The organism is Marinovum sedimenti (assembly GCF_054052205.1).
The window spans coordinates 2344675-2363343 of record NZ_CM133223.1; the positions used below are offsets into that span (position 1 = coordinate 2344675).

14 protein-coding genes are annotated in these 18669 nt (G+C 62.8%); 3 read left to right on the plus strand and 11 right to left on the minus strand.

The features are described from left to right. Window positions 1-9 precede the first annotated feature (9 nt). On the minus strand, window positions 10-756 hold the full coding sequence (ubiG, locus tag ACW9UO_RS11310; protein ID WP_457085910.1) for a bifunctional 2-polyprenyl-6-hydroxyphenol methylase/3-demethylubiquinol 3-O-methyltransferase UbiG: 747 nt from the start codon (window positions 754-756) through the stop codon (window positions 10-12). Window positions 757-805: 49 nt separating this feature from the next. On the opposite strand from ubiG, the gene pip reads away from it, so the two are divergent. Next, window positions 806-1777, plus strand: coding sequence for a prolyl aminopeptidase (gene pip, locus ACW9UO_RS11315; RefSeq protein ID WP_457085911.1), 972 nt, complete (start codon window positions 806-808; stop codon window positions 1775-1777). A 161-nt stretch (window positions 1778-1938) separates the two neighbouring features. Further along, window positions 1939-3492 carry an ABC transporter substrate-binding protein gene (locus ACW9UO_RS11320; RefSeq protein WP_457085912.1) on the plus strand — a complete coding sequence of 518 codons (1554 nt, stop codon included), beginning with the start codon at window positions 1939-1941 and terminating at the stop codon, window positions 3490-3492. A gap of 71 nt (window positions 3493-3563) precedes the next feature. Here the strand turns inward: ACW9UO_RS11320 and hslU are convergent, their stop codons facing one another. Together hslU and hslV are read right to left on the minus strand one after the other, a co-directional pair. Further along, the gene (hslU, locus tag ACW9UO_RS11325) at window positions 3564-4871 is read right to left on the minus strand and encodes an ATP-dependent protease ATPase subunit HslU (RefSeq protein ID WP_457085913.1); all 1308 of its coding nucleotides are present in this window, start codon (window positions 4869-4871) and stop codon (window positions 3564-3566) included. Between the two features lie 222 nt (window positions 4872-5093). Then, window positions 5094-5651, minus strand: a complete 558-nt coding sequence (gene hslV / locus ACW9UO_RS11330) for an ATP-dependent protease subunit HslV (RefSeq protein ID WP_457085914.1) — start codon at window positions 5649-5651, stop codon at window positions 5094-5096. 76 nt (window positions 5652-5727) lie between these two features. Here hslV and ACW9UO_RS11335 point away from each other — a divergent pair, with 76 nt between their 5' ends. Further along, the gene (locus ACW9UO_RS11335; protein ID WP_457085915.1) at window positions 5728-6693 is read left to right on the plus strand and encodes a phosphotransferase; all 966 of its coding nucleotides are present in this window, start codon (window positions 5728-5730) and stop codon (window positions 6691-6693) included. A 31-nt stretch (window positions 6694-6724) separates the two neighbouring features. Here ACW9UO_RS11335 and trxA read toward each other — a convergent pair whose 3' ends face one another. From trxA to regB, 8 genes are all read right to left on the minus strand, one after another. Beyond that, window positions 6725-7045 carry a thioredoxin gene (trxA, locus tag ACW9UO_RS11340; protein WP_457085916.1) on the minus strand — a complete coding sequence of 107 codons (321 nt, stop codon included), beginning with the start codon at window positions 7043-7045 and terminating at the stop codon, window positions 6725-6727. Window positions 7046-7112: 67 nt separating this feature from the next. Then, window positions 7113-10460: a double-strand break repair helicase AddA gene (gene addA, locus ACW9UO_RS11345; RefSeq protein ID WP_457085917.1), complete on the minus strand. Its 3348-nt coding sequence runs from the start codon at window positions 10458-10460 to the stop codon at window positions 7113-7115. Next, complete coding sequence (gene addB, locus ACW9UO_RS11350) at window positions 10457-13402, minus strand: double-strand break repair protein AddB (protein WP_457085918.1); 2946 nt, start codon at window positions 13400-13402, stop codon at window positions 10457-10459. Before addB ends, addA begins: the two co-directional genes overlap by 4 nt. After that, window positions 13395-14078 carry a nucleotidyltransferase family protein gene (locus ACW9UO_RS11355; protein ID WP_457085919.1) on the minus strand — a complete coding sequence of 228 codons (684 nt, stop codon included), beginning with the start codon at window positions 14076-14078 and terminating at the stop codon, window positions 13395-13397. The genes addB and ACW9UO_RS11355 overlap by 8 nt, the downstream gene beginning before the upstream one ends. Further along, entirely contained in the window at window positions 14075-15037 is a 963-nt protein-coding gene (locus tag ACW9UO_RS11360) for an aminoglycoside phosphotransferase family protein (protein ID WP_457085920.1), read from the minus strand. Before ACW9UO_RS11360 ends, ACW9UO_RS11355 begins: the two co-directional genes overlap by 4 nt. Then, entirely contained in the window at window positions 15034-15510 is a 477-nt protein-coding gene (gene tsaE, locus ACW9UO_RS11365; protein WP_457085921.1) for a tRNA (adenosine(37)-N6)-threonylcarbamoyltransferase complex ATPase subunit type 1 TsaE, read from the minus strand. The genes ACW9UO_RS11360 and tsaE overlap by 4 nt, the downstream gene beginning before the upstream one ends. A 59-nt stretch (window positions 15511-15569) precedes the next feature. After that, the gene (locus ACW9UO_RS11370; protein ID WP_457085922.1) at window positions 15570-17126 is read right to left on the minus strand and encodes a PAS-domain containing protein; all 1557 of its coding nucleotides are present in this window, start codon (window positions 17124-17126) and stop codon (window positions 15570-15572) included. A 66-nt stretch (window positions 17127-17192) separates the two neighbouring features. Continuing rightward, a complete protein-coding gene (regB, locus tag ACW9UO_RS11375; RefSeq protein WP_457085923.1) occupies window positions 17193-18590 on the minus strand; it encodes a sensor histidine kinase RegB in 1398 nt (465 codons plus the stop codon). Between the last annotated feature and the right edge of the window lie 79 nt (window positions 18591-18669).

The window sequence follows — 18669 nt, forward strand, 5'->3', positions numbered from 1 at the left end:
CCTGCCCCGTCACTCTGGTTTGAGGCTGGTCGTCACATAATTCACGCTCAGATCACGTGGGGACAGCGACCATGTCCAGGCGATCGGATTGAACACAAACCCCTTGCGATCCACCGGCGTCATCCCCGCGCGCGTCAGCAGGTCAAACAGCTCATCCGGCGTGATAAATTTCGACCAGTCATGCGTGCCCTTGGGCAGCCAGCGCATCACCCATTCCGCGCCAACAATCGCCATCGCAAAGCTTTTCGGGTTGCGGTTCAGTGTCGAGCAAACCTGAAGCCCGCCGGGCTTCAACAGCCGCTGGCAGGCGGTCAGATAGGCCAGCGGATCGGCCACATGCTCGACCACTTCCATGTTCAGCACCACGTCGAATTGTTCGCCCTGCTCCACCATCGCCTCGGCGGTGACATGGCGATAATCAATCGTAAGTCCTTGTTGCTGCGCATGTAATTGCGCCACCGGAATATTGCCCGCCGCCGCGTCGGCGCCCACCACAGTGGCCCCCAGCCGCGCCATCGGTTCGCACAACAGCCCGCCACCACAGCCGATATCGAGCAGCCGCAGCCCCTCGAACGGGCGCGCCACCGAAAGATCGCGGTCAAACTCCGCCGCAATCTGGCTTGTGATATAATCCAGCCGGCAGGGGTTGAGCATATGCAACGGCTTGAACTTGCCGTTCGGGTCCCACCATTCGGCGGCCATCGCCTCAAATTTCGAAATTTCCGACGGGTCTACTGTTGTCTCGGCGGATTGCATGGCACGCTCCCTATGGTCATTCGGTCCTTCGGTCTCATATAGGATGATTATGGACAAGTTCTCAGGCCAAAAGCGCGCAGTGCAATATCTCTATCCCCAGATCGATCCGTTTGATCAACGGGTGCTTGATGTTGGCGACGGCCACAAGATTTATGTCGAGCAATCCGGCAAGCGTGATGGCGTGCCGGTTGTGGTTTTGCATGGCGGTCCCGGTGGCGGCTGTAGCCCGGCGATGCGGCGCTATTTCGACCCCGAAGTTTACCGCGTGATCCTGTTTGATCAGCGCGGTTGTGGCCGGTCGCGGCCCCATGCCACCGTGAACCACAACACCACCTGGCATCTGGTGGCCGATATCGAGCGGATCCGCGACGCCTTCGACATTGACCGCTGGGTTGTGTTCGGCGGCAGCTGGGGCGCGACCCTGTCGCTGATCTATGCCCAAGCCCACCCCGAGGCCGTGCGCGCGCTGGTGCTGCGCGGTGTGTTCCTGATGACCCAAGCCGAGCTGGACTGGTTTTATGGCGGCGGCGCAGGGCAATTCTGGCCGGAAACCTGGGCGCGCTTTGCCGATCTGATCCCCGAGGACGAGCGCCACGATATGATCACCGCCTACCACAAGCGGTTGTTTTCCGGCAATCTTCCCGAGGAAACCCGCTATGCCCAGGCTTGGTCCGCATGGGAAAATGCCTTGGCCTCGGTCTATTCTTCCGGCCACGGCGGCGACACGCCCGGCGAATACGCCCGCGCCTTTGCCCGGCTGGAAAACCACTACTTCATCAATGCGGGCTTCCTGGAATACGACGGCCAGATCCTCGATCAGATGGACCGGATCGCGCATATCCCCGGCGTCATCGTGCAGGGCCGCTATGACATGATCTGCCCGCCGCGCCGCGCCTGGGAGCTGGCGCAACGCTGGCCCAACGCCGATCTTCGCATGGTGCGCAACGCCGGACACGCGCTGTCAGAGCCGGGCATTTCGGCGGAACTGGTGCGGGCGATGGATCAATTGACGGAACGTTAAGCCCGCCAAATTCAGTCACTTACGCCGTTATGGCCCCGCGTGGGCCGGATATGCTGGTGCCTGAACGCGGAGTTGATACCATCGGCGGCGCCGTTGTGGATAAGATGTGACACGAATCGCATACGAAGGGCGGCACCTGCAAGACGATCGGGGAGGATACCATGGCCAGACTGACACGACGCGGGTTGCTGCGCACCGGTGCCGCTGCGGGCATGTTGGCCGCCTCGGGGATGCCGCTCAGGGCCCAAAGGGCGCGCGGCGGGTGCCTGCGCGCGGGCCTCGCCGGGGCCAACACCTCCGACAGTTGGGATGCCCGAACCCACACTGACGCCTTCATGCAAAACGCCGCCCAAGGCGCGGTGTTTGACGCGCTGACCGAAGTCAAAGCCGACGGCACGCTGGCGGGGGAACTGGCCGAAAGCTGGGAGGCCTCGCCAGACGCCAAGGTCTGGACCTTCAATCTGCGGCGCGGCGTGACCTTCCACAACGGCAAGGCTTTCGGGGCAGATGACGTGCTCGCCTCGCTGGCCATGCACACCGCCGAGGGGTCGACCTCGGCCGCCAAACCCATCGTTCAGGCCTTCACCGAGATGAAAAAGCTCGGCCCGCATCAGGTGCAGCTCACGCTCGCGGCGGGCAACGCCGATCTGCCGTATCTGCTGTCGGATTATCACCTGATGATCTATCCCGCCAACCAGATCGACGACGCCATCGCGCAGGGCATCGGCACCGGCCTTTACCGCGTCGAAAGCTTTGAACCGGGGGTGCGGTTCACCGGCAAACGGGTCGAGGGCCACTACAAAGGCGACAGCGCCGGTTTCTTTGACGAGATCGAGTTTATCGCGATCAATGATCCCGCCGCGCGGCGGGACGCGCTGCTCTCTGGGCGCGTCGACACAATCAACGAGGTCGATGTAACGGCCAAGGCGCTGCTGACGGCCAACCCGTTGATTCGACTGCAAGACGTGACCGGCAACCGCCATGTCACCTTTCCGATGAACAGCACCCTTGCGCCGTTCGACGATGTGAATCTGCGCCGCGCGCTCAAGCACGGCATCAACCGGCAAGAGATGGTCGACAAGGTTCTGCTTGGCCACGGACGCATCGGCAACGACAGCCCCATCGGCCCCGCCAACCAGTATTTCGCCGAGGATATGGCGCCGCTGCCCTATGATCCCGACAAGGCAAAGTTCTACCTCAAACAGGCGGGCCTTGGCGCGCTCACCCTCGATCTGTCGGTCTCATCCGCGGCCTTCGCGGGCGCAGAACAGGCGGGGCAGCTCTATCAAGCCTCGGCCAAAACCGCAGGCATCACCCTCAACGTGGTGCAGGAGCCGGCGGATGGCTATTGGGCAAACGTCTGGCGGAAAAAGCCATTCAGCGCCGGATTTTGGTCGGGCCGCGCCACCGAGGATTGGATGTTTTCCGCCGCCTATGAGGCCGGCGTGCCGTGGAACGACAGCCAATGGAGCGGCAAGGACAACGCCCGCTTTCAGGACCTGCTGATCACCGCGCGCTCCGAGCTCGACAGCGACAAACGCCGCGAGATGTACACCGAAATGCAGATGATCCTGCGCGACGAAAGCGGCGTGGTCATCCCGATGTTCGCCAATTGGGTGCAGGCGGCGTCAACTAAGCTTTCGGTGCCCGCCACCCTTGGCAACCTCTGGGGGATGGACAACGCCCGGATGGCCGAACGCTGGTCGATGGCCTGATTTCAAAGCCCTCAAACGCAAAACGCCCCACAGATCTGCGGGGCGGTTCTCTGTAGCTTGGTCGGCTCAGATCAAAGAACGTAGCGGCTCACATCCGTCGAACGGGTCAATTCGCCAAGGTTCTTTTCAACGAAATCAGCATCCACAACAACGCTCTGGCCACCCCGATCTGGCGCATGAAAGCTCAGCTCCTCAAACACCCGCTCCATCACCGTATACAGCCGCCGCGCGCCGATATTCTCGACACTGTCATTCACCTCAGCGGCAATCTTGGCGAGCTGCGCGATGCCATCCTCGGTGAAGGACACCTCAACCTCTTCGGTGCCCATCAGCGCGGTATATTGCAGCGTCAGCGCGTTGTCGGTCTCGGTCAGGATGCGGACAAAATCGCCCTCGGTCAGCGCCCGAAGCGTGACCCGGATCGGCAAGCGACCCTGCAATTCCGGCAACAAATCCGAAGGCTTGGCAATGTGAAACGCGCCCGATGCGATGAACAGAATATGGTCGGTCTTGACCGTGCCATGCTTGGTGCTGACGGTCGTGCCCTCGATCAGTGGCAGCAGATCGCGCTGCACCCCTTCACGCGAAACATCGCCACCGCGCGCATCCTGACGGGCGCAAACCTTGTCGATCTCGTCGAGAAACACGATGCCGTTCTGCTCGACCGACTCCAACGCCGCCTTGGTGACTTTTTCATCATCAAGCAGCTTGTCGGCCTCTTCCGAAATCAGCGTTTGATAGCTCTCGGCCACGGTCATCCGCTTGCGCGTGGTGCGCCCGCCAAAGGCTTTGCCGAAAATATCGCCAAGGTTCATCATGCCCATCTGGCTGCCGGGCTGGCCGGGGATGTCCATCGTCGGCATCGGGTTGGAATGGTCGGCCAGTTCCAGCTCGATCACGGTGTCATCAAGCAGCCCATCTTTCAGCTTTTTGCGGAACATGTCGCGCGTGCCCTCGCGGGCATCCTCGCCGGCAATCGCAGTGATCACCCGCTCTTCGGCGGCGTGATGCGCCTTGGCTTTCACCTCGTCGCGCATCAACTCGCGGGTCTGGATGATCGCACCGTCCACCAGATCGCGGATGATCTGCTCCACATCGCGGCCAACATAGCCCACTTCGGTGAACTTGGTCGCCTCAACCTTGATAAACGGCGCCTTGGCAAGCTTGGCCAAGCGACGGCTGATCTCGGTTTTGCCAACGCCGGTGGGGCCGATCATCAGGATATTCTTAGGGTAAACTTCGTCGCGCAGATCATCGGAAAGCTGCTTGCGCCGCCACCGATTGCGCAGCGCCACAGCAACGGCGCGCTTGGCGTCGGCCTGGCCGATGATGAAACGGTCGAGCTCGGAAACGATCTCGCGGGGGGTAAGGTCGGTCATGATGGTCCCTTTGTCGTTGCGCCAAGAGATACGCATGGTGAGGGCGGATTTGAAGGGGCTGTGCTGGTCAGGCCCGGATTGAAGGCCAAAGGCCGCCGGGTTTGCGCCTGCCCACCCCACCGGGCTGCCGTTTGCGCGACCCTCCCGGCTGGTGCGGGCATAAAGCGCCCCGAATTGCCGTAGCAGCGGCCCCCCGAAGGCAGCCACTGGCGCGGCGCGGCGCTAGCCCCCGATGGTCTCAACCGTCAGATTGCCGTTGGTATAAACGCAGATGTCGGCGGCAATCGCCATCGCCTTGCGCGCCACTTCTTCGGCAGACAGGTCAGTGTCCATCATCCCGCGTGCGGCGGCCAAAGCATAGTTGCCGCCCGATCCAATGGCCGTCACGTCATGTTCCGGCTCAAGCACATCACCGGCGCCGGTGATCACAAACATCTGCTCGCCGTCCGACACGATTAACATTGCCTCAAGCTTTTGCAGATACTTATCGGTGCGCCAATCCTTGGCCAGCTCGACACAGCCGCGTGCCAATTGGCCCGGCGTGCCTTCCAGCTTGGCCTCCAACCGTTCGAGGAGGGTAAACGCATCTGCCGTTGATCCGGCAAAGCCACAAACGACATCCGTACCACCGGGCGATATCCGCCGCACCTTGCGTGCGGTGCCCTTGATCACGGTTTGGCCAAGGCTGACCTGCCCGTCACCGGCAATCACCACCTTGCCGTTTTTCTTGACGCCGATGATCGTGGTGCCGTGCCAGCCGGGGAACTCTTGTTTTTGCATGGATAGGTCTCCGTTTAGGCAGTACTTGTGATTGGGCCGAAGGGTTCGCAAGGGTGTACAGCGGAAAGGTCCGGAATTGAACGCGTTTTCTGACATACAAGACGTGGCGGTGGATGTGTTCCACCATCTTGCCGCGCAGGCCGGGCTTGATGCCGGGGCCTATGCCCCGACACGCCATTGGCTCAAGGACAATCCCCAGCGGCTGCATCTTGTGATGCGGTTTGATGCACCGAGGCAGGCTCCGCTGATCCTGAAACAGGTGTTCCGCCCCGAAGACCCTAGAGAATTCAACGGCATGCTCGACGCGCAAGCGATGGCGTGGCAAGCTCTTAAAGAGGCTCCGAACCTGACCGTGCCGCGCATTCTCGCCGAAGATCGCGCGTTAAAGGCCTGTCTGATGGCATTCCAGCCGGGCGAAACCCTGCGCGACCTGTGTCTCACGCACGAAGACCACACACCCTTTCTGCGCCAGGCCGGGCGCTGGCTCGCGGCCTTCCATCGCGGCACATTTCAGCAAAATCGCAAGTTTCGGCCGCACTTTATGGCCGACCACATGCTGCATCTCGCCGCTCAGATCGAGACCGGCGAACGGCGCATTCGCGGCCAGCGCCGTTTCATCGATCTGGCCCGTCGGATGCCCGCTATCGCGGCCGATCACGAAGGCGGTAAAAGCCGGATTTCGGCCAAGCATGGCGACATAAACTGTCACAACATCCTGATCGAGGGCGCCAGCGTCGCGGGCTATGATTTCATGCCCGCCAGACACGCGCCTGTGGGCTACGATATCGCCCGACTGCTGCTCAGCTATGCCATCACCGCGGCTGATCTCGAGGCGATCCCATCGGGGCAAATGCTGCCGCCCGCCGCCATGGAGGCGTTTTTCGAGGGCTATGATTTCGTCAGGCCCGAGGATCCGAGTGTGCAATTCTTACTGCGTATCCAGGTGCTTACCGAGTGGAACCGCACCGCCAATAGAAAAGGCGCCCAAGCTCTGATAGAGTTTGAGCGCCTCAAAGTCATCGCGCAGCGCGCGTTTGGTTGAGCCGCCGCGCGCGTTTGGTTAGGCCAAAGCCTTAGATCGATTCGTCGATCCAGCTTTGCAGCGCGGCCTTCGGCGCAGCACCGGTTTTGTTGGAAATCGGCTGGCCGTCCTTAAAGATGAACAGCGCCGGAATGCCACGGATGCCCATCGCGGCGGCAGTGTTTGGGTTGCTGTCTACATCAACCTTGGCGATCTTGATCTTGTCGCCGTATTGCTCGGACAGCTCTTCGAGCGCCGGGCCGATCTGTTTGCAGGGGCCGCACCACTCGGCCCAGAAATCCACAACGACGGGTACGTCGGATTCGCGGACTTCGGCGTCGAAGGTCTCGTCGGTAACGGCAACAGTGGCCATGCTCTTTCTCCTGAATGAGTCGATTGTCTCGCTTGGAGGGGGAACGTAGGTACGCCCCCCCGTGGCGTCAAGGCGATGTTGTGCGCGCCAGGGCGGCTGTCACCAGATCGTGTGGCAGAGTCATAAGCGCGGCGGACCTTGTCCAGAGAATGGCGGTCTGGATTTCGTGCTTTGGATAGAGATGCTTAAGCATTTCCGCGTAAGCTCCCATTTGCCGCAACAGCGCTTCCGGCGTGTCCTCGGGCCGCGTGGGCACGGTGGCATTTGTTTTGAAATCCACCGCCAAAACGGCGGTCTCGGTCACAATCAGCCGGTCGATCACGCCATGACATCGGCCCAAAGGCCCGGCATCTGCGCTCACCGCCACCTCGGCCAGGGTGCCGGGGGCAAACAGGCTGGCCAATTCGGGCTTGGCCAAAACGTCACAGGCTTCGTGATGGGCGCGGGCGCGCGTCTCGTCCTCGGGCACTTTCTGGCGCGCGGCTTCAGGCAGATTGCCCAGCCGTTCCAGCGCGAGGTGCACCAGCGTGCCAAAGCGCTTGGCGGCCTCCTCGTCTTGTCCGGCATCACCGGGCAGCGCATGCGCCCCGCCCAGTTTCGAAGGCGAGCGCGTTTCGGCCAGCGGCAGTGGTGCTGTGGCAGGCACCTTGGCCCAGTTCGGCAAAACAGCCGCATCCGGGTCCTCCGGCGGCGCGTGCACGGCCGCAACAGTCGGCCAATCGCCGCTTTGATAGCGCAGCCCCGCGCCAAAACCAAAGTCGTGCGGCGCGGCATTGGCGGCCTTCATCGCGGCCTCAATCGGCTCGTACCAGCTTTGGCCATCCTTGCCCAAATCCCCCGCCGCCGCGATGATCAGCCAAGTTTCCGCCCGCGTCATCGCCACATACAACAGCCGATCCCGCTCTTGCCGCTGCTTCTCTTTCGCCGCGTCCAGCGCCTCGGTCATGGCGCGCGGGCTCTCTGCCGCCGCTGTTTTCCACGTCACCGCGTCACCCACCGGAATCACCGCATCGCGGATCTGCACATCGCGTTTGCCGGTGTCAGGCAGGATCACAATCGGCGCCTCCAGCCCCTTGGCCCCATGCACCGTCATCACCCGAATTCGGTCACCCGCGCTGTCCATCTGGCGCTTGATCTCAAGCTCGTCGGTCTCCATCCAGATCAGGAAACCCGTCAGGCTGGGGATCTCGGTCTTTTCATAGGCAAGTGCCTGAGACAAAAGCGCATTTATCCCATCCTCGGCCTCTGTCCCCAACCGCGCAAGCAGCTTTGACCGCCCGTCATGCCGGGTCAAAATCCGCTCAATTAGGTCAAACGGACGCATGAAATCAGCCGAATTTTGCAAGTCGGTCAGCATCGCCCAAAGGTCTGGAAACTCGGCCTGCCGCGCCGCCAATTCGCGCCACAAATACTTCTGCTCCCGCCTCTGCGCGAGGTCATAAAGCTGCGCCTCATCCCAGCCGCCAAGCGGCGATTTCAACACCGTCGCAAGGCTTAAATCATCCTCCGGCAGCGCCAGCCACGACAGCAAAGCCGCCAAATCGCGCACCGCCAATTCCGCCCCAACCTTAAGCCGATCCGCCCCGGCAATCGGCAGTCCGGCCTCTTTGCAGGCGCGAATGATCTCGGCAAACAGGTCTGACCGCCGCTGAACGAGGATCAGGAAATCGCCGGGGCTGACGGTGCGCCCGGCCCAGCCATGCGGCTCTTTCTTCCACGGGATCGGCGTGTTCGCGTCCAGCATCCGCTTGATTTCACGCGCAATTCGGCGCGCCAAAATCACGGTGTGGTGGGTGTCAGCCGGCAGGTCAACGGGATCGTCCCACTCGCCCTTTTCGCTGTCGCTCGATTTGTCGATCAGCGGCCAGACATCAACGCGCCCGCCCATATCGGATTTGAACGCGCGGTGGGTTTCGTCGCGCGAAAAGCCCGAGCGCGCCCGCGCCTCAAACAACGTGTCCACCAGCCGCAGAATCGCCTCGGCAGAGCGAAACGAAAATTGCAGCGTGGTGTCCTGAAGCGGTTGATCGGTCGACAAAAGGCGCTCGGCAAACTCCGCTTTCATCCGGTCAAATTCCGCCGGATCCGCGCCCTGAAACGAGTAAATCGACTGCTTCTTATCACCGACAACAAAGATTGTCCGCGCCACATCCTGCCGCGCGCCATCGCCGCTGGTAAACTCGCGCGCCAGCTCCTCGATCACGCGCCATTGCACCGGACTGGTGTCCTGCGCCTCGTCGACAAGGATGTGATCGATGCCGCCGTCCAGCCGATACAGCACCCATTGCGCCACTTTGCGGTCGGTCAAAAGCGCCATCGTCTTGTGGATCAGATCGTCGAAATCGAGCCAGCCGCGCGCCAGTTTCGCCGCCTCATAGCGCGGCAGAAAGGCAGCGGCAAAACTGTGCAGCGCCTGCGTTTTGCCAACGGCAGCAAGGGCGCAGCGGCTGTCGCGCGCCTCTTCGACCCGGCGCATCAGGTCCTCCAACTGCGCCATCACCTCGGCCAAGGCCCCTTCGCGGGGGCCCTTGGTGGGAAAGCTGCCGATCTTGGCAGAATACGGCCCGGCCTTGGCCGCAGGGCCGTTCAAAAGCACATCTTCCAGCACCGCCAGCGCCTTCAAATCCGGCGCGGTGATCGTCCGCAGCTTGGCGGCGGCCTTCTGGTCATTGGCACCACTGCCCTGCAACACATCGGCCACCTGACCGATCAACTCCAGCTCACCGCCCAAAAACACCCGCCCCAAAAGCCAGCTTTCACTGGCCTCTTCCGGCAGTCCAAACAGCGCGCTGATCTCGGCCGCCTCCATCGGCTGCGCCAGCGCATGACGGTTGTTCACCACCTCATAGGCGATGCTGTCGAAATCGGTGTCGGTCAGATAGGCGGCCAGCGCCTCGATCTTGGGCGCGTCCGGCCCATCGGCCATCTGGTCGATAATCTCGGCCCGCAACAGCACAGCGGCGCGGTCCTCCATCTCTTTGAACTGCGGCGACACCCCGGCCTCCAGCGGGAAACGCCGCAGGATCGAGGCACAAAACGAGTGAATCGTCTGGATTTTCAGCCCGCCGGGGGCCTCAATCGCGCGGGCAAACAGCGTGCGGGCGCGGCGCAGCGCGTCTTCGGAAATATGCCCCTCGATCCCCAGATCGTGCAGCGCGTGATGCAGCGCCGCATCGTCTTTCATCGCCCAGTCGCCCAGCCGTTGAAACAGCCGGTTCTGCATCTCGCTCGCGGCAGCCTTGGTGTAGGTCAGGCAGAGGATATGCTCGGGCAGCACGTCTTGCAGCAACAGCCGCGCCACCCGGTCGGTCAGCACGCGGGTTTTGCCCGATCCGGCGTTGGCGGCGAGCCAGGTCGAGCGGTCAGGATTGGCCGCCGCGATCTGGCGCAGGGTGGCTTCGTCGCGTTGGGTCATCGCACAGGCCCCACGTCTGGTGCCGCAACGGGCCGCGCATCCGGCTGGTCGGTCAGATCCCATTCGCCGTAGCGTGCCAATTGATCGTAATCGCCAGTATCGCCGGATTTCTGCACCGCGCGACGGGCGGTAAAGCCCTGATTTTCATCCATATACTTGCCAATCAGAGCCTCGAACTGCGCCCACACCTTGGCCGGCGGCACCTCGTTCAGCGGCGCATCCCGGTTTTCCGGGCTGGACCCAATGCCGATGTAAACCGCGCGTGCGACCGCCGCCGGATCAATGTTTTCAAAGCCGCCCGCCTCGGCCACCGCCGCTTCAAGCAGCAGTTGCTTGTCGAAATGCGTTTGCTCGGCGGGGCCGGGCGGTTTGCCGGTCTTGTAGTCATAAATCATCAGCCGCCCGTCATCGCGCCGCCGGTCGATCCGGTCGGCCTCGCAGACCAGCCGAAAGCCCAGCGCCGGGATGTCGCGCGCGCCTTTGACCTCATAGGTCAGCGGTTTTGCCACATCCTGCCGGGCTTCTTCGTCGCGGATGAAACCATCCGCCGCCCGCGCCATCCGCGCCTGCCACATGGCCCGCGCCGAGGGCCAAGGCACGTTGTCGGCCAGCGCTTGCGCCGTGGTTGCCAACAGATGCGCCCGGCTCAGCTTGCCGGGATCGGCGGCGCTGTCCTTGATAAAATCTTCCAGAACCTCATGCGCAATGATCCCGCGCAACAGCGCATCAGGCGCTTTGGCAAGGCTGTCAAGACGGCGCAACCGCAGCACGTGCTTGGCATAGATCGCATAGGGATCTCGGATCAACCGCTTGATTTCAGTGACAGAAAGCTGTCGAGGCCGCGCCTCGGCGGGTGGTTTTGGCGAGGGGCGCGAGGCAGGCGGCACTGGCGTGACCTTCTCCACCGCGTGCGCCATCGCCAGCCAGTCCTGACCGCGCGCCTGCATGCCCGCGTAAGCATCCTTACCGGGCTGGCCCAACCCGCGCAGCAGGTTCGACAGCCGGTTGAGCCAGCGCGACGGCACCGTTTCGGCATCATCCGAGCGCACCGAACGCGTCAACCAAACCTCGCGCGCGCCAACCGCCTGTTGGAAATCATGCGCCGACAGGCCAATGCGCCGCTCGGGCAACAACAGCCCAACCTTGTCGCGCAGCACCCGGTTAAGCCAGGGATCAGGCGCAGGCGGTTCGGGCCAGCTGCCCTCGTTCAACCCGCCAAGGATGAGCAGATCGGCCCCCATCACGCGGGCTTCAAGCGTGCCCCAAATGCGGATATGCGGATGGCCGAGATCGCGGTCGCGCTGCTCTTCGCGGCCCAGAACAGCGCTGAACAGATCAACATAATCGCGCGCCGACAGCGTGCCGCCATGCGGGGCCGCCTGTTCCAACTTGCGCACCAGCGCCAGCGTTTCGATCCCCGCGACCTGCACCCAAAGATTGCCCGCGCCGTCGCGTAAATGCCCGGCGGCCAGCGCTTCGGTCAGCGCACGATGGCGCGCAAGCCAGTCGGCCAGCGGCATCGGCGCCTGCCCATCTTGCCCCGTAACCTGCGTCAGCCACGCGCCCCACTCGGGTGCGTCGCGCCCGGCGGCAAAATCGCCCAGCATTTCGGCATCGGGAAACGGCGGGCCTTCGCGCCGCAAGCGCAGCTCAAGATCGCGGGTCAGGCGCAGGTGATCGTTGCGGCCCCCGCCCGAATGGCATAGCGGATGTTTGAGCAGCGTCAACAGCGCGGGCGCATCCAACGGCCCGGCAAACAGCGCCGCGACATGGCGCAAAAATCGCCCCGGCGCGGTCAGTTGCAGCGGGATGCCGGCGCTGTCGTCGGGAATGATGCCCCAACGGTCGAGCGTGGCGGTCACTTGCCGCGTCAGATGCCGGTCGGGGGTGATCAGCGCAGCGCTCTGGCCATCCTCGGCCGCCTGCCGCAAACGCAGCGCGATGGTCAGCGCCTCTTCGCGTCGGCTTTGCGCCTCGATCAGCGTAACGTCTTCGCAGGCGCGGTCCAGATCGGCAAGCTTCGGCCCTTCGGTCAGCCAGGCATCCGTCACCGGCGCGGGGCGTAAGGCCAATGAAATCAATTTGTTGCGCGCAGGGCTGGGCGCGGACACCCGGTGCCAAAGGTGCACCGCCTCGGGGCCAACCTCCAGCGCGCGCATCAGCCGGGCAAAGCGGTACTGCGGGTGATCCTCCGAGATCAGCGCCTGATCGAGCGCAGCCCAATTGGCCGGCTTCATATCAAAATCGAACCCCGGCAGGACAAGCGCGCCCTGCGGCAACCGCGACACCGCCTCCATCAACAGCGCCGCCGCCCCACGCGACCCGGTGGACCCGGCAATGATGATCGGATGGTCGGGCGGATCGGTTTGCCAATGCGCGGCCAGCGCTTCGGAGACCATGCGCAGCCGGGCGGTGCCGTCGGGCGCATCGGTTTCGGGGTCAAAAAACTGCTGCACAATCGTCAGAAAATCGCGCGCGCGCTGCCAATGGCCGGATTGGTCGGTCACGTCGAGCGCATCGATGTCGGCCGGGGTCACGCCCTCGCCCTGCATCTCGTCCATCAGCCCGGCCAGCCCATCGGCCAGATCAAACAGCGCCGCGCGCGGGGCCATATCGGGCTGCGCCTCAAGCAGACCGGACACCAGCTGCACCAGTTCCAACCGGCGTTGCAGCGGCGGCACGGCCTCGGGAATATCGGTCGTCCAGGGCGGTTCAAGCTCGCTCAGCACCCGAATCCGAGGCAGGGCGCGCGGCGGACCCGCATCAAAAATCGCGCGAATGCGGCGGCGCATCCGCTCGGTGTTCACAATCAGCTCGACCCGCGCCAGCGCCTCGGGCGGCTGGCCCGCGACCCGGTGCAGCAGCCCATCGACCAAAGCTTGCGGGAAGTCGACGCCAGAAGGCAGGCCGAACAGGCGCGGTGTGGCGAGGCGTTCAAACATCGGCAAGCATATCCTCTGCGATTCCAATGGCTTCTGGATAGCCGACATCGCACCAATGGCCGCCATAGGGCAGGCCAAACATTCGCCCCGCCGCCAGCATCGGATGCCACAGATCCCACATCGAAAAGGCGGACTTCTCGATCGTGGCGAGGCCCTCGGTCTTGACGATCTGCAGCCCGGAATACACCAGCCCCGGCCCGCGGCTCAGCCGGCCTTCGGCGTCGAGCAAGAAATCGCCACGGCCTTTGTGGCCATGCGCGTTCTCCAGCGGAATGCACAGCAAAAGCGCGTCCATCACCTCGGGATTCCACGCCTTGCGCAGCGCAGTCAGCGGGTTGGGCCCGTGCCAAACCGCATCGGTGTTCAGCGTGAAAACCGGCCCGGTGCCCAAGAGCGGCAGCGCCTGTTTCAACCCGCCACCGGTCTCCAGAACCTGCGGTTGCTCCTCGGAAATCGTCACTCCGCGCCCGGCCAGATGCGCCGCCATCATCTCGGCGTGGTAATGCGCATTGGCCACCACGCGGGGCAGCCCAAGCGGCGCGACCAGATCAAGCGCGTGATCAATGAGCGTGCGACCGCCCACCTCGATCAGCGGTTTTGGCCGGTCATCGGTCAACGGGCGCATCCGGGTGCCCAGCCCTGCGGCAAAAAGCAGGGCGGCTTGCGGCTGGGTCATGCGGTTACCTCGGGTGCGGGCAGGGGGGCCAGGATTTTACGCAGATCGGCCAGCGTGGGATGGGACAGATTGGCCTGAAGGTGGTGCCAAACGCGGGGCTGCAGGGCGAGGTACTGCGGCTTGTTGCGCGCCTTGGCGAGGTTGGAAAAAATGCCCAGAATACGCAGGTTTCGCTGTGCGCCCAGCGCGGCGTAGGCGGCCTCAAACGGCTGGGGCGCGGTGCCGGTGCGGGCGGTAAAATAGGTACAGATGTCCTCTTCGATGCCGGGCGAAAGATCGCGGCGGGCGTCTTGCAACATCGAGACCAGATCATAGGCCGGGTGGGTCGCAAAGGCGTCCTGAAAATCCAGCAGCCCGACTTGGCGATCACCGTTGCGATTGGACAGATAGATCATGTTTTCCGCATGAAAATCGCGCAAGGACAGAACGGCAGGTGCCTCGGCCGCCGGGCGCAGCGCCTGCTCAAATGCCGACGTCGCCTCGGGCAACAGTGCCGCGCAGGCGGGTGCGTAGGCCTTGAACGCGGGTTCGATCATCGTCGCCAGATCTCGCGCCGTCATCGGCGCCATCCCCGGCGGAAGCGGTTTGGTATGCAGCCGGGCCAAGAGGTCGGCCGCAGCGGTATAAAGCGGGCGCTCCAGGGCGGGGGTGTGTTGGATCACGCTGGCAAACAGCGCGTCACCGAAATCTTCAAGCACAAGGAAACCGGCGTCGATGTCTTGGGCAAAGACCACCGGCGCGGAAAATCCATATTGAAACAAATGCGTGCGGATATGCAGAAACGCGCTTTGCGGGCCGCATGTGGCGGGATCGGCGTCCATCAGGATAACGGTTTGGCCGTCCGGCCCGGTCAATCGCTCGTATCGGCGCGAAGATGCATCGCCGGCAAGCGGGGCACATGCCCAATCGGCGTGGCCCGAGCCGAGCAGAAAGCGGGCGCGCCGTGCGTTACGGGTCATGCGGCCAGCGCCTTTGGCAAGACATCCCAGCGCGCATCGCTCCAGCGTAAGGTCACAACGCGGCTGTCATCCGAAGGGCCGGGTGCAATGGAAAGGCGCAAAGCTGTTTCGGGCGCCTCAGCGCCCAGCCTGTCGGGCCACTCTACAAGGCAAATCGCGCTGTCGAAGGCCTCGGTAAGGCCCAGTTCCTCGACCTCGGCAATGTCACCAAGACGGTACAGGTCGGCGTGCCAGATCTCGCAATCGTCGGTGATATAGGTCTGGACCAAGGTAAATGTCGGTGATGGCACGTCCTCGGGAACAGTCAGCCGATGCTGAATCAGGCAGCGGCAAAAATGGGTTTTGCCCGCGCCGATGTCGCCTTCGAGCAACAGCACATCCCCCGGTGCCAGCCGCGCACCCAGCCGTGCGGCGAGGCGACAGGTCGCATCGGGGGAGGGCAGGGAAAGCGTGAGGTTCTGAGTGGAAATCATGCGCGGACATTACCGCGCCCAACGCGCCGCGCAACCCCGTCTGCCCCGGTTCTGGGTCGTTACTTGCCGGAGTGCAGCGCATTGCCTTGGGGCTGGCGGTCCGTCGCGACATCGGTCTGCGAAAATGAGATCAGCGTCGCGCCTCCGGGCAAGGGCTCGGCTCGGAAATTCATCGGGCCCAATGTCTCATGAATGATGTCAGCTTCGCGCACCTTACGCTCGCCAAAGGATGTCACAAAGCTTTGCAACCCGTCCCAAAGCGGCGAAGGGGCGCATTCCGCTCTCCAGATCTTGATCACATCCGGCACGGTTGTCTCGGCAAAGCTGCTGTCGGGGTCGAAACGCCAAATCCGACGAAAGGCATCGTTGGAGAAGTTCAGAACGCCAAGCTGGGAAAACACCGCCAGCGCCTTGTCCTGCCGGTCAAGCACCGCCTGACTGGTCTCTAGCTCGGCCCGAAACCGGCGGGTGAGCGATATTTCCGCGCTGATGTCTTCGATCAGGAAGGCCACCGCGCCATCGGGATGCGGCTTGCCCGTCACCCGATAGGTTAGTCCCGAGGGCAGGTTCCACGTCTTGCTGTACCGTCCGTCGCGCGCTGCGGCGACAACGGCACCGATCTTCTCGCGCCAATTGCTATAGTTTTTCGGCTCCGGCATGATCTGTTTTTCGCGCAGATAGTCGAAAAAGGCGGCAAGGCTGGGCTTGGCTGTCAACAGCTCCACCGGCATCGCCGTCAGATCGATCAGCGCCGGATTGAACAGCACCAACCGTTGATCGCGGTCAAAAATGGCCAGCCCGGTCGAAAGATGCGCAAAGGTCTTGGTCAGCGTTTGCACGAAATTGCGCTGCGCCTGTTCCGCGCAGACCACCGCATCAACATTAACCGCATAGGCCAGCCGACCCTCGCAAGTGGTGCGGGTTGTCACCTCAAACCAACTGGTGTCCTGACTCGCGCCAAATTGCATCGGAACCCGGAAAGGCCCCGGCCCATCCTCCTCAAGCGAGATGGCAAACAGCGGCTCTCCAGTGCCAACCTGAGAGCGCGCCTTTTCGGCAAGCCGATTATAGGCGCGGTTCTGCCAACTCACAGTGCCATCCGGGGCCATCAGCCAGATCGGGCTGGGCGCTTCGGAAATCGCATTGCGCAGGAATCGCAGCTCCTGGCTCGCGTCAAAGGCCATCTGACGGTCAAGCTCCATCGGCGCCTCATCCATCAGCGACACCCGAATGCGCGCCCCAACGCGGGCAAAGACCAGCCGACCACGGTCTTCCGGTGCGCGTGCAGGATAGATACGCGCGCGTTCGGGGCCAGAAACAAAGGCGTCAATCGGCGTCTCTGGCAGGTCGCCAAATCGCGGCTCAAACGCCTTGCGCACGGCCAGCCAAGGGTCTTCGCTCGCGTCCTCATCCGATTCCGCAAGGATATTGGCGGGTCGGGTGGCATCCACAAGGTCAGTGCCGCTGAACAAAAAGCTGATGCCCTCATCCTCGGCCTCGGGCGGTGGCGGCGTGCGCGCGTCACGTCGCCCGACAAAATACAGCGTCGCGGCCGTGCCGATCAGGCTGGCCAGCAGGATGACAACAAATTCAGTGATGGGCAGGTCGATAGGCATGGCATTCTCCCTTGCCTCACCATGCGCGCCTAAGGTTAAGAATCTCTTAACTAATCTGGGACAATTTTAGACTTCTATCAGACGGTTTTCACCCAAAGGTTCCGACGGCGCACCGAACGTCGAGTCAAGCTGACTGCGCGACCAACTCACCTCGACCAAGGCACCGCATTTCTCGCCTAACTGACCGCCCAGCATGTAGGATTCCGATGCATTGGCAAAGCTCAACTCGGCCCCCGACCGCTCCAACAGCGTCTTGGCGATGAACAGGCCCAGCCCCATGCCCTCGTATCCCGGCCGCCTGCTTTTGTCCTGTTCGCTGCGGCGGCGGCGCATGAACGGATCGCCAATGCGGCCAATCAACTGCGGCGGATAGCCGGGGCCATCATCGACAATCCGCAGGGAAATGTGGTCATCGGTCCACAGACTGTCGATCCAGACGTTCCCGCGTGAGAAATCGACAGCGTTCTGCACCAGATTGCGCAGGCCGTGGATAATCTCGGGCTTGCGGATCACCGTCGGCACGGTCACTTCGCCGCCGGGGCCGGGGCTGTGCTCATAATGAATGATCTTGCCGCGCGCCTCATGCGGCTCAGCAGCCTCGCGAATAATCTCGGATAAGGGCGCGCGGCGCACCTGCATATCCTCTTTGCCGGCCTTGCCCATCGAATGCAGAATATCGCGGCAGCGGTCGGCCTGTTGCCGGATCAACAGCGCATCTTCCTTCAGGTCGGGCCGGTCATCCAGCTCTTCGGCAATCTCGGCGCTGGTCAGCTTGATCGTCGCCAACGGCGTGCCAAGCTCATGCGCCGCCGCCGCGACAACCCCGGCCAGATCGGTGATCTTCTGTTCCCGCGCCAGCGCCATTTGCGTGGCCGTCACCGCGTCGGACATAGAGTGCAGCTCGCTTGTCACCCGCCGGGAATAGACCGACAAAAACACAATCGCGATGATCATCGCCACCCATTTGCCAAACACAAAAAGGTTGGGCGTGCGCAGCAAAAACCCCTCTTCGGTGCGCAGCGGCAGGTGATAGACTGACAGAAGCGACACCAGAAGGATCGCAATCCCGGCAATCATAATGGTCGGCCGCGTTGTCAAAACCGCCGCCGAAATCAGCACAGGCCCCAGCATCAGGATCGCAAAGGGGTTGTGCAGCCCGCCGGTGAGAAACAGCAAAAACGCCAGCTGCAGCAGATCGAACAGCACCATCAGCATGTTCTCGGTGGCGCTAAGCCGTTTGTTTTGCGGGAAAATCGCGATGGCAATCAGGTTGGCAATCACCGACAGCCCAATGGCCAAATAACACAAGCCCAGCTCAAGCGAGAGGTTAAACCACTGCTGCGCCACGATAAGCGCGGTCAGCTGGCCAAAGATCGCCGCCCAGCGCAGCATGATCATTGTCCGCAGCCGGACCCAATTGCCGCGGCGGTGTTCCGTCAGGAAGTCCGATCCAAGTTCTGACATGCGCGCTTTCGTCCCTTGATCCCCGGTGCCAGATTGATACGTGTCACGGGCCAGTCAATCAACGCTCATCGTCATTGGA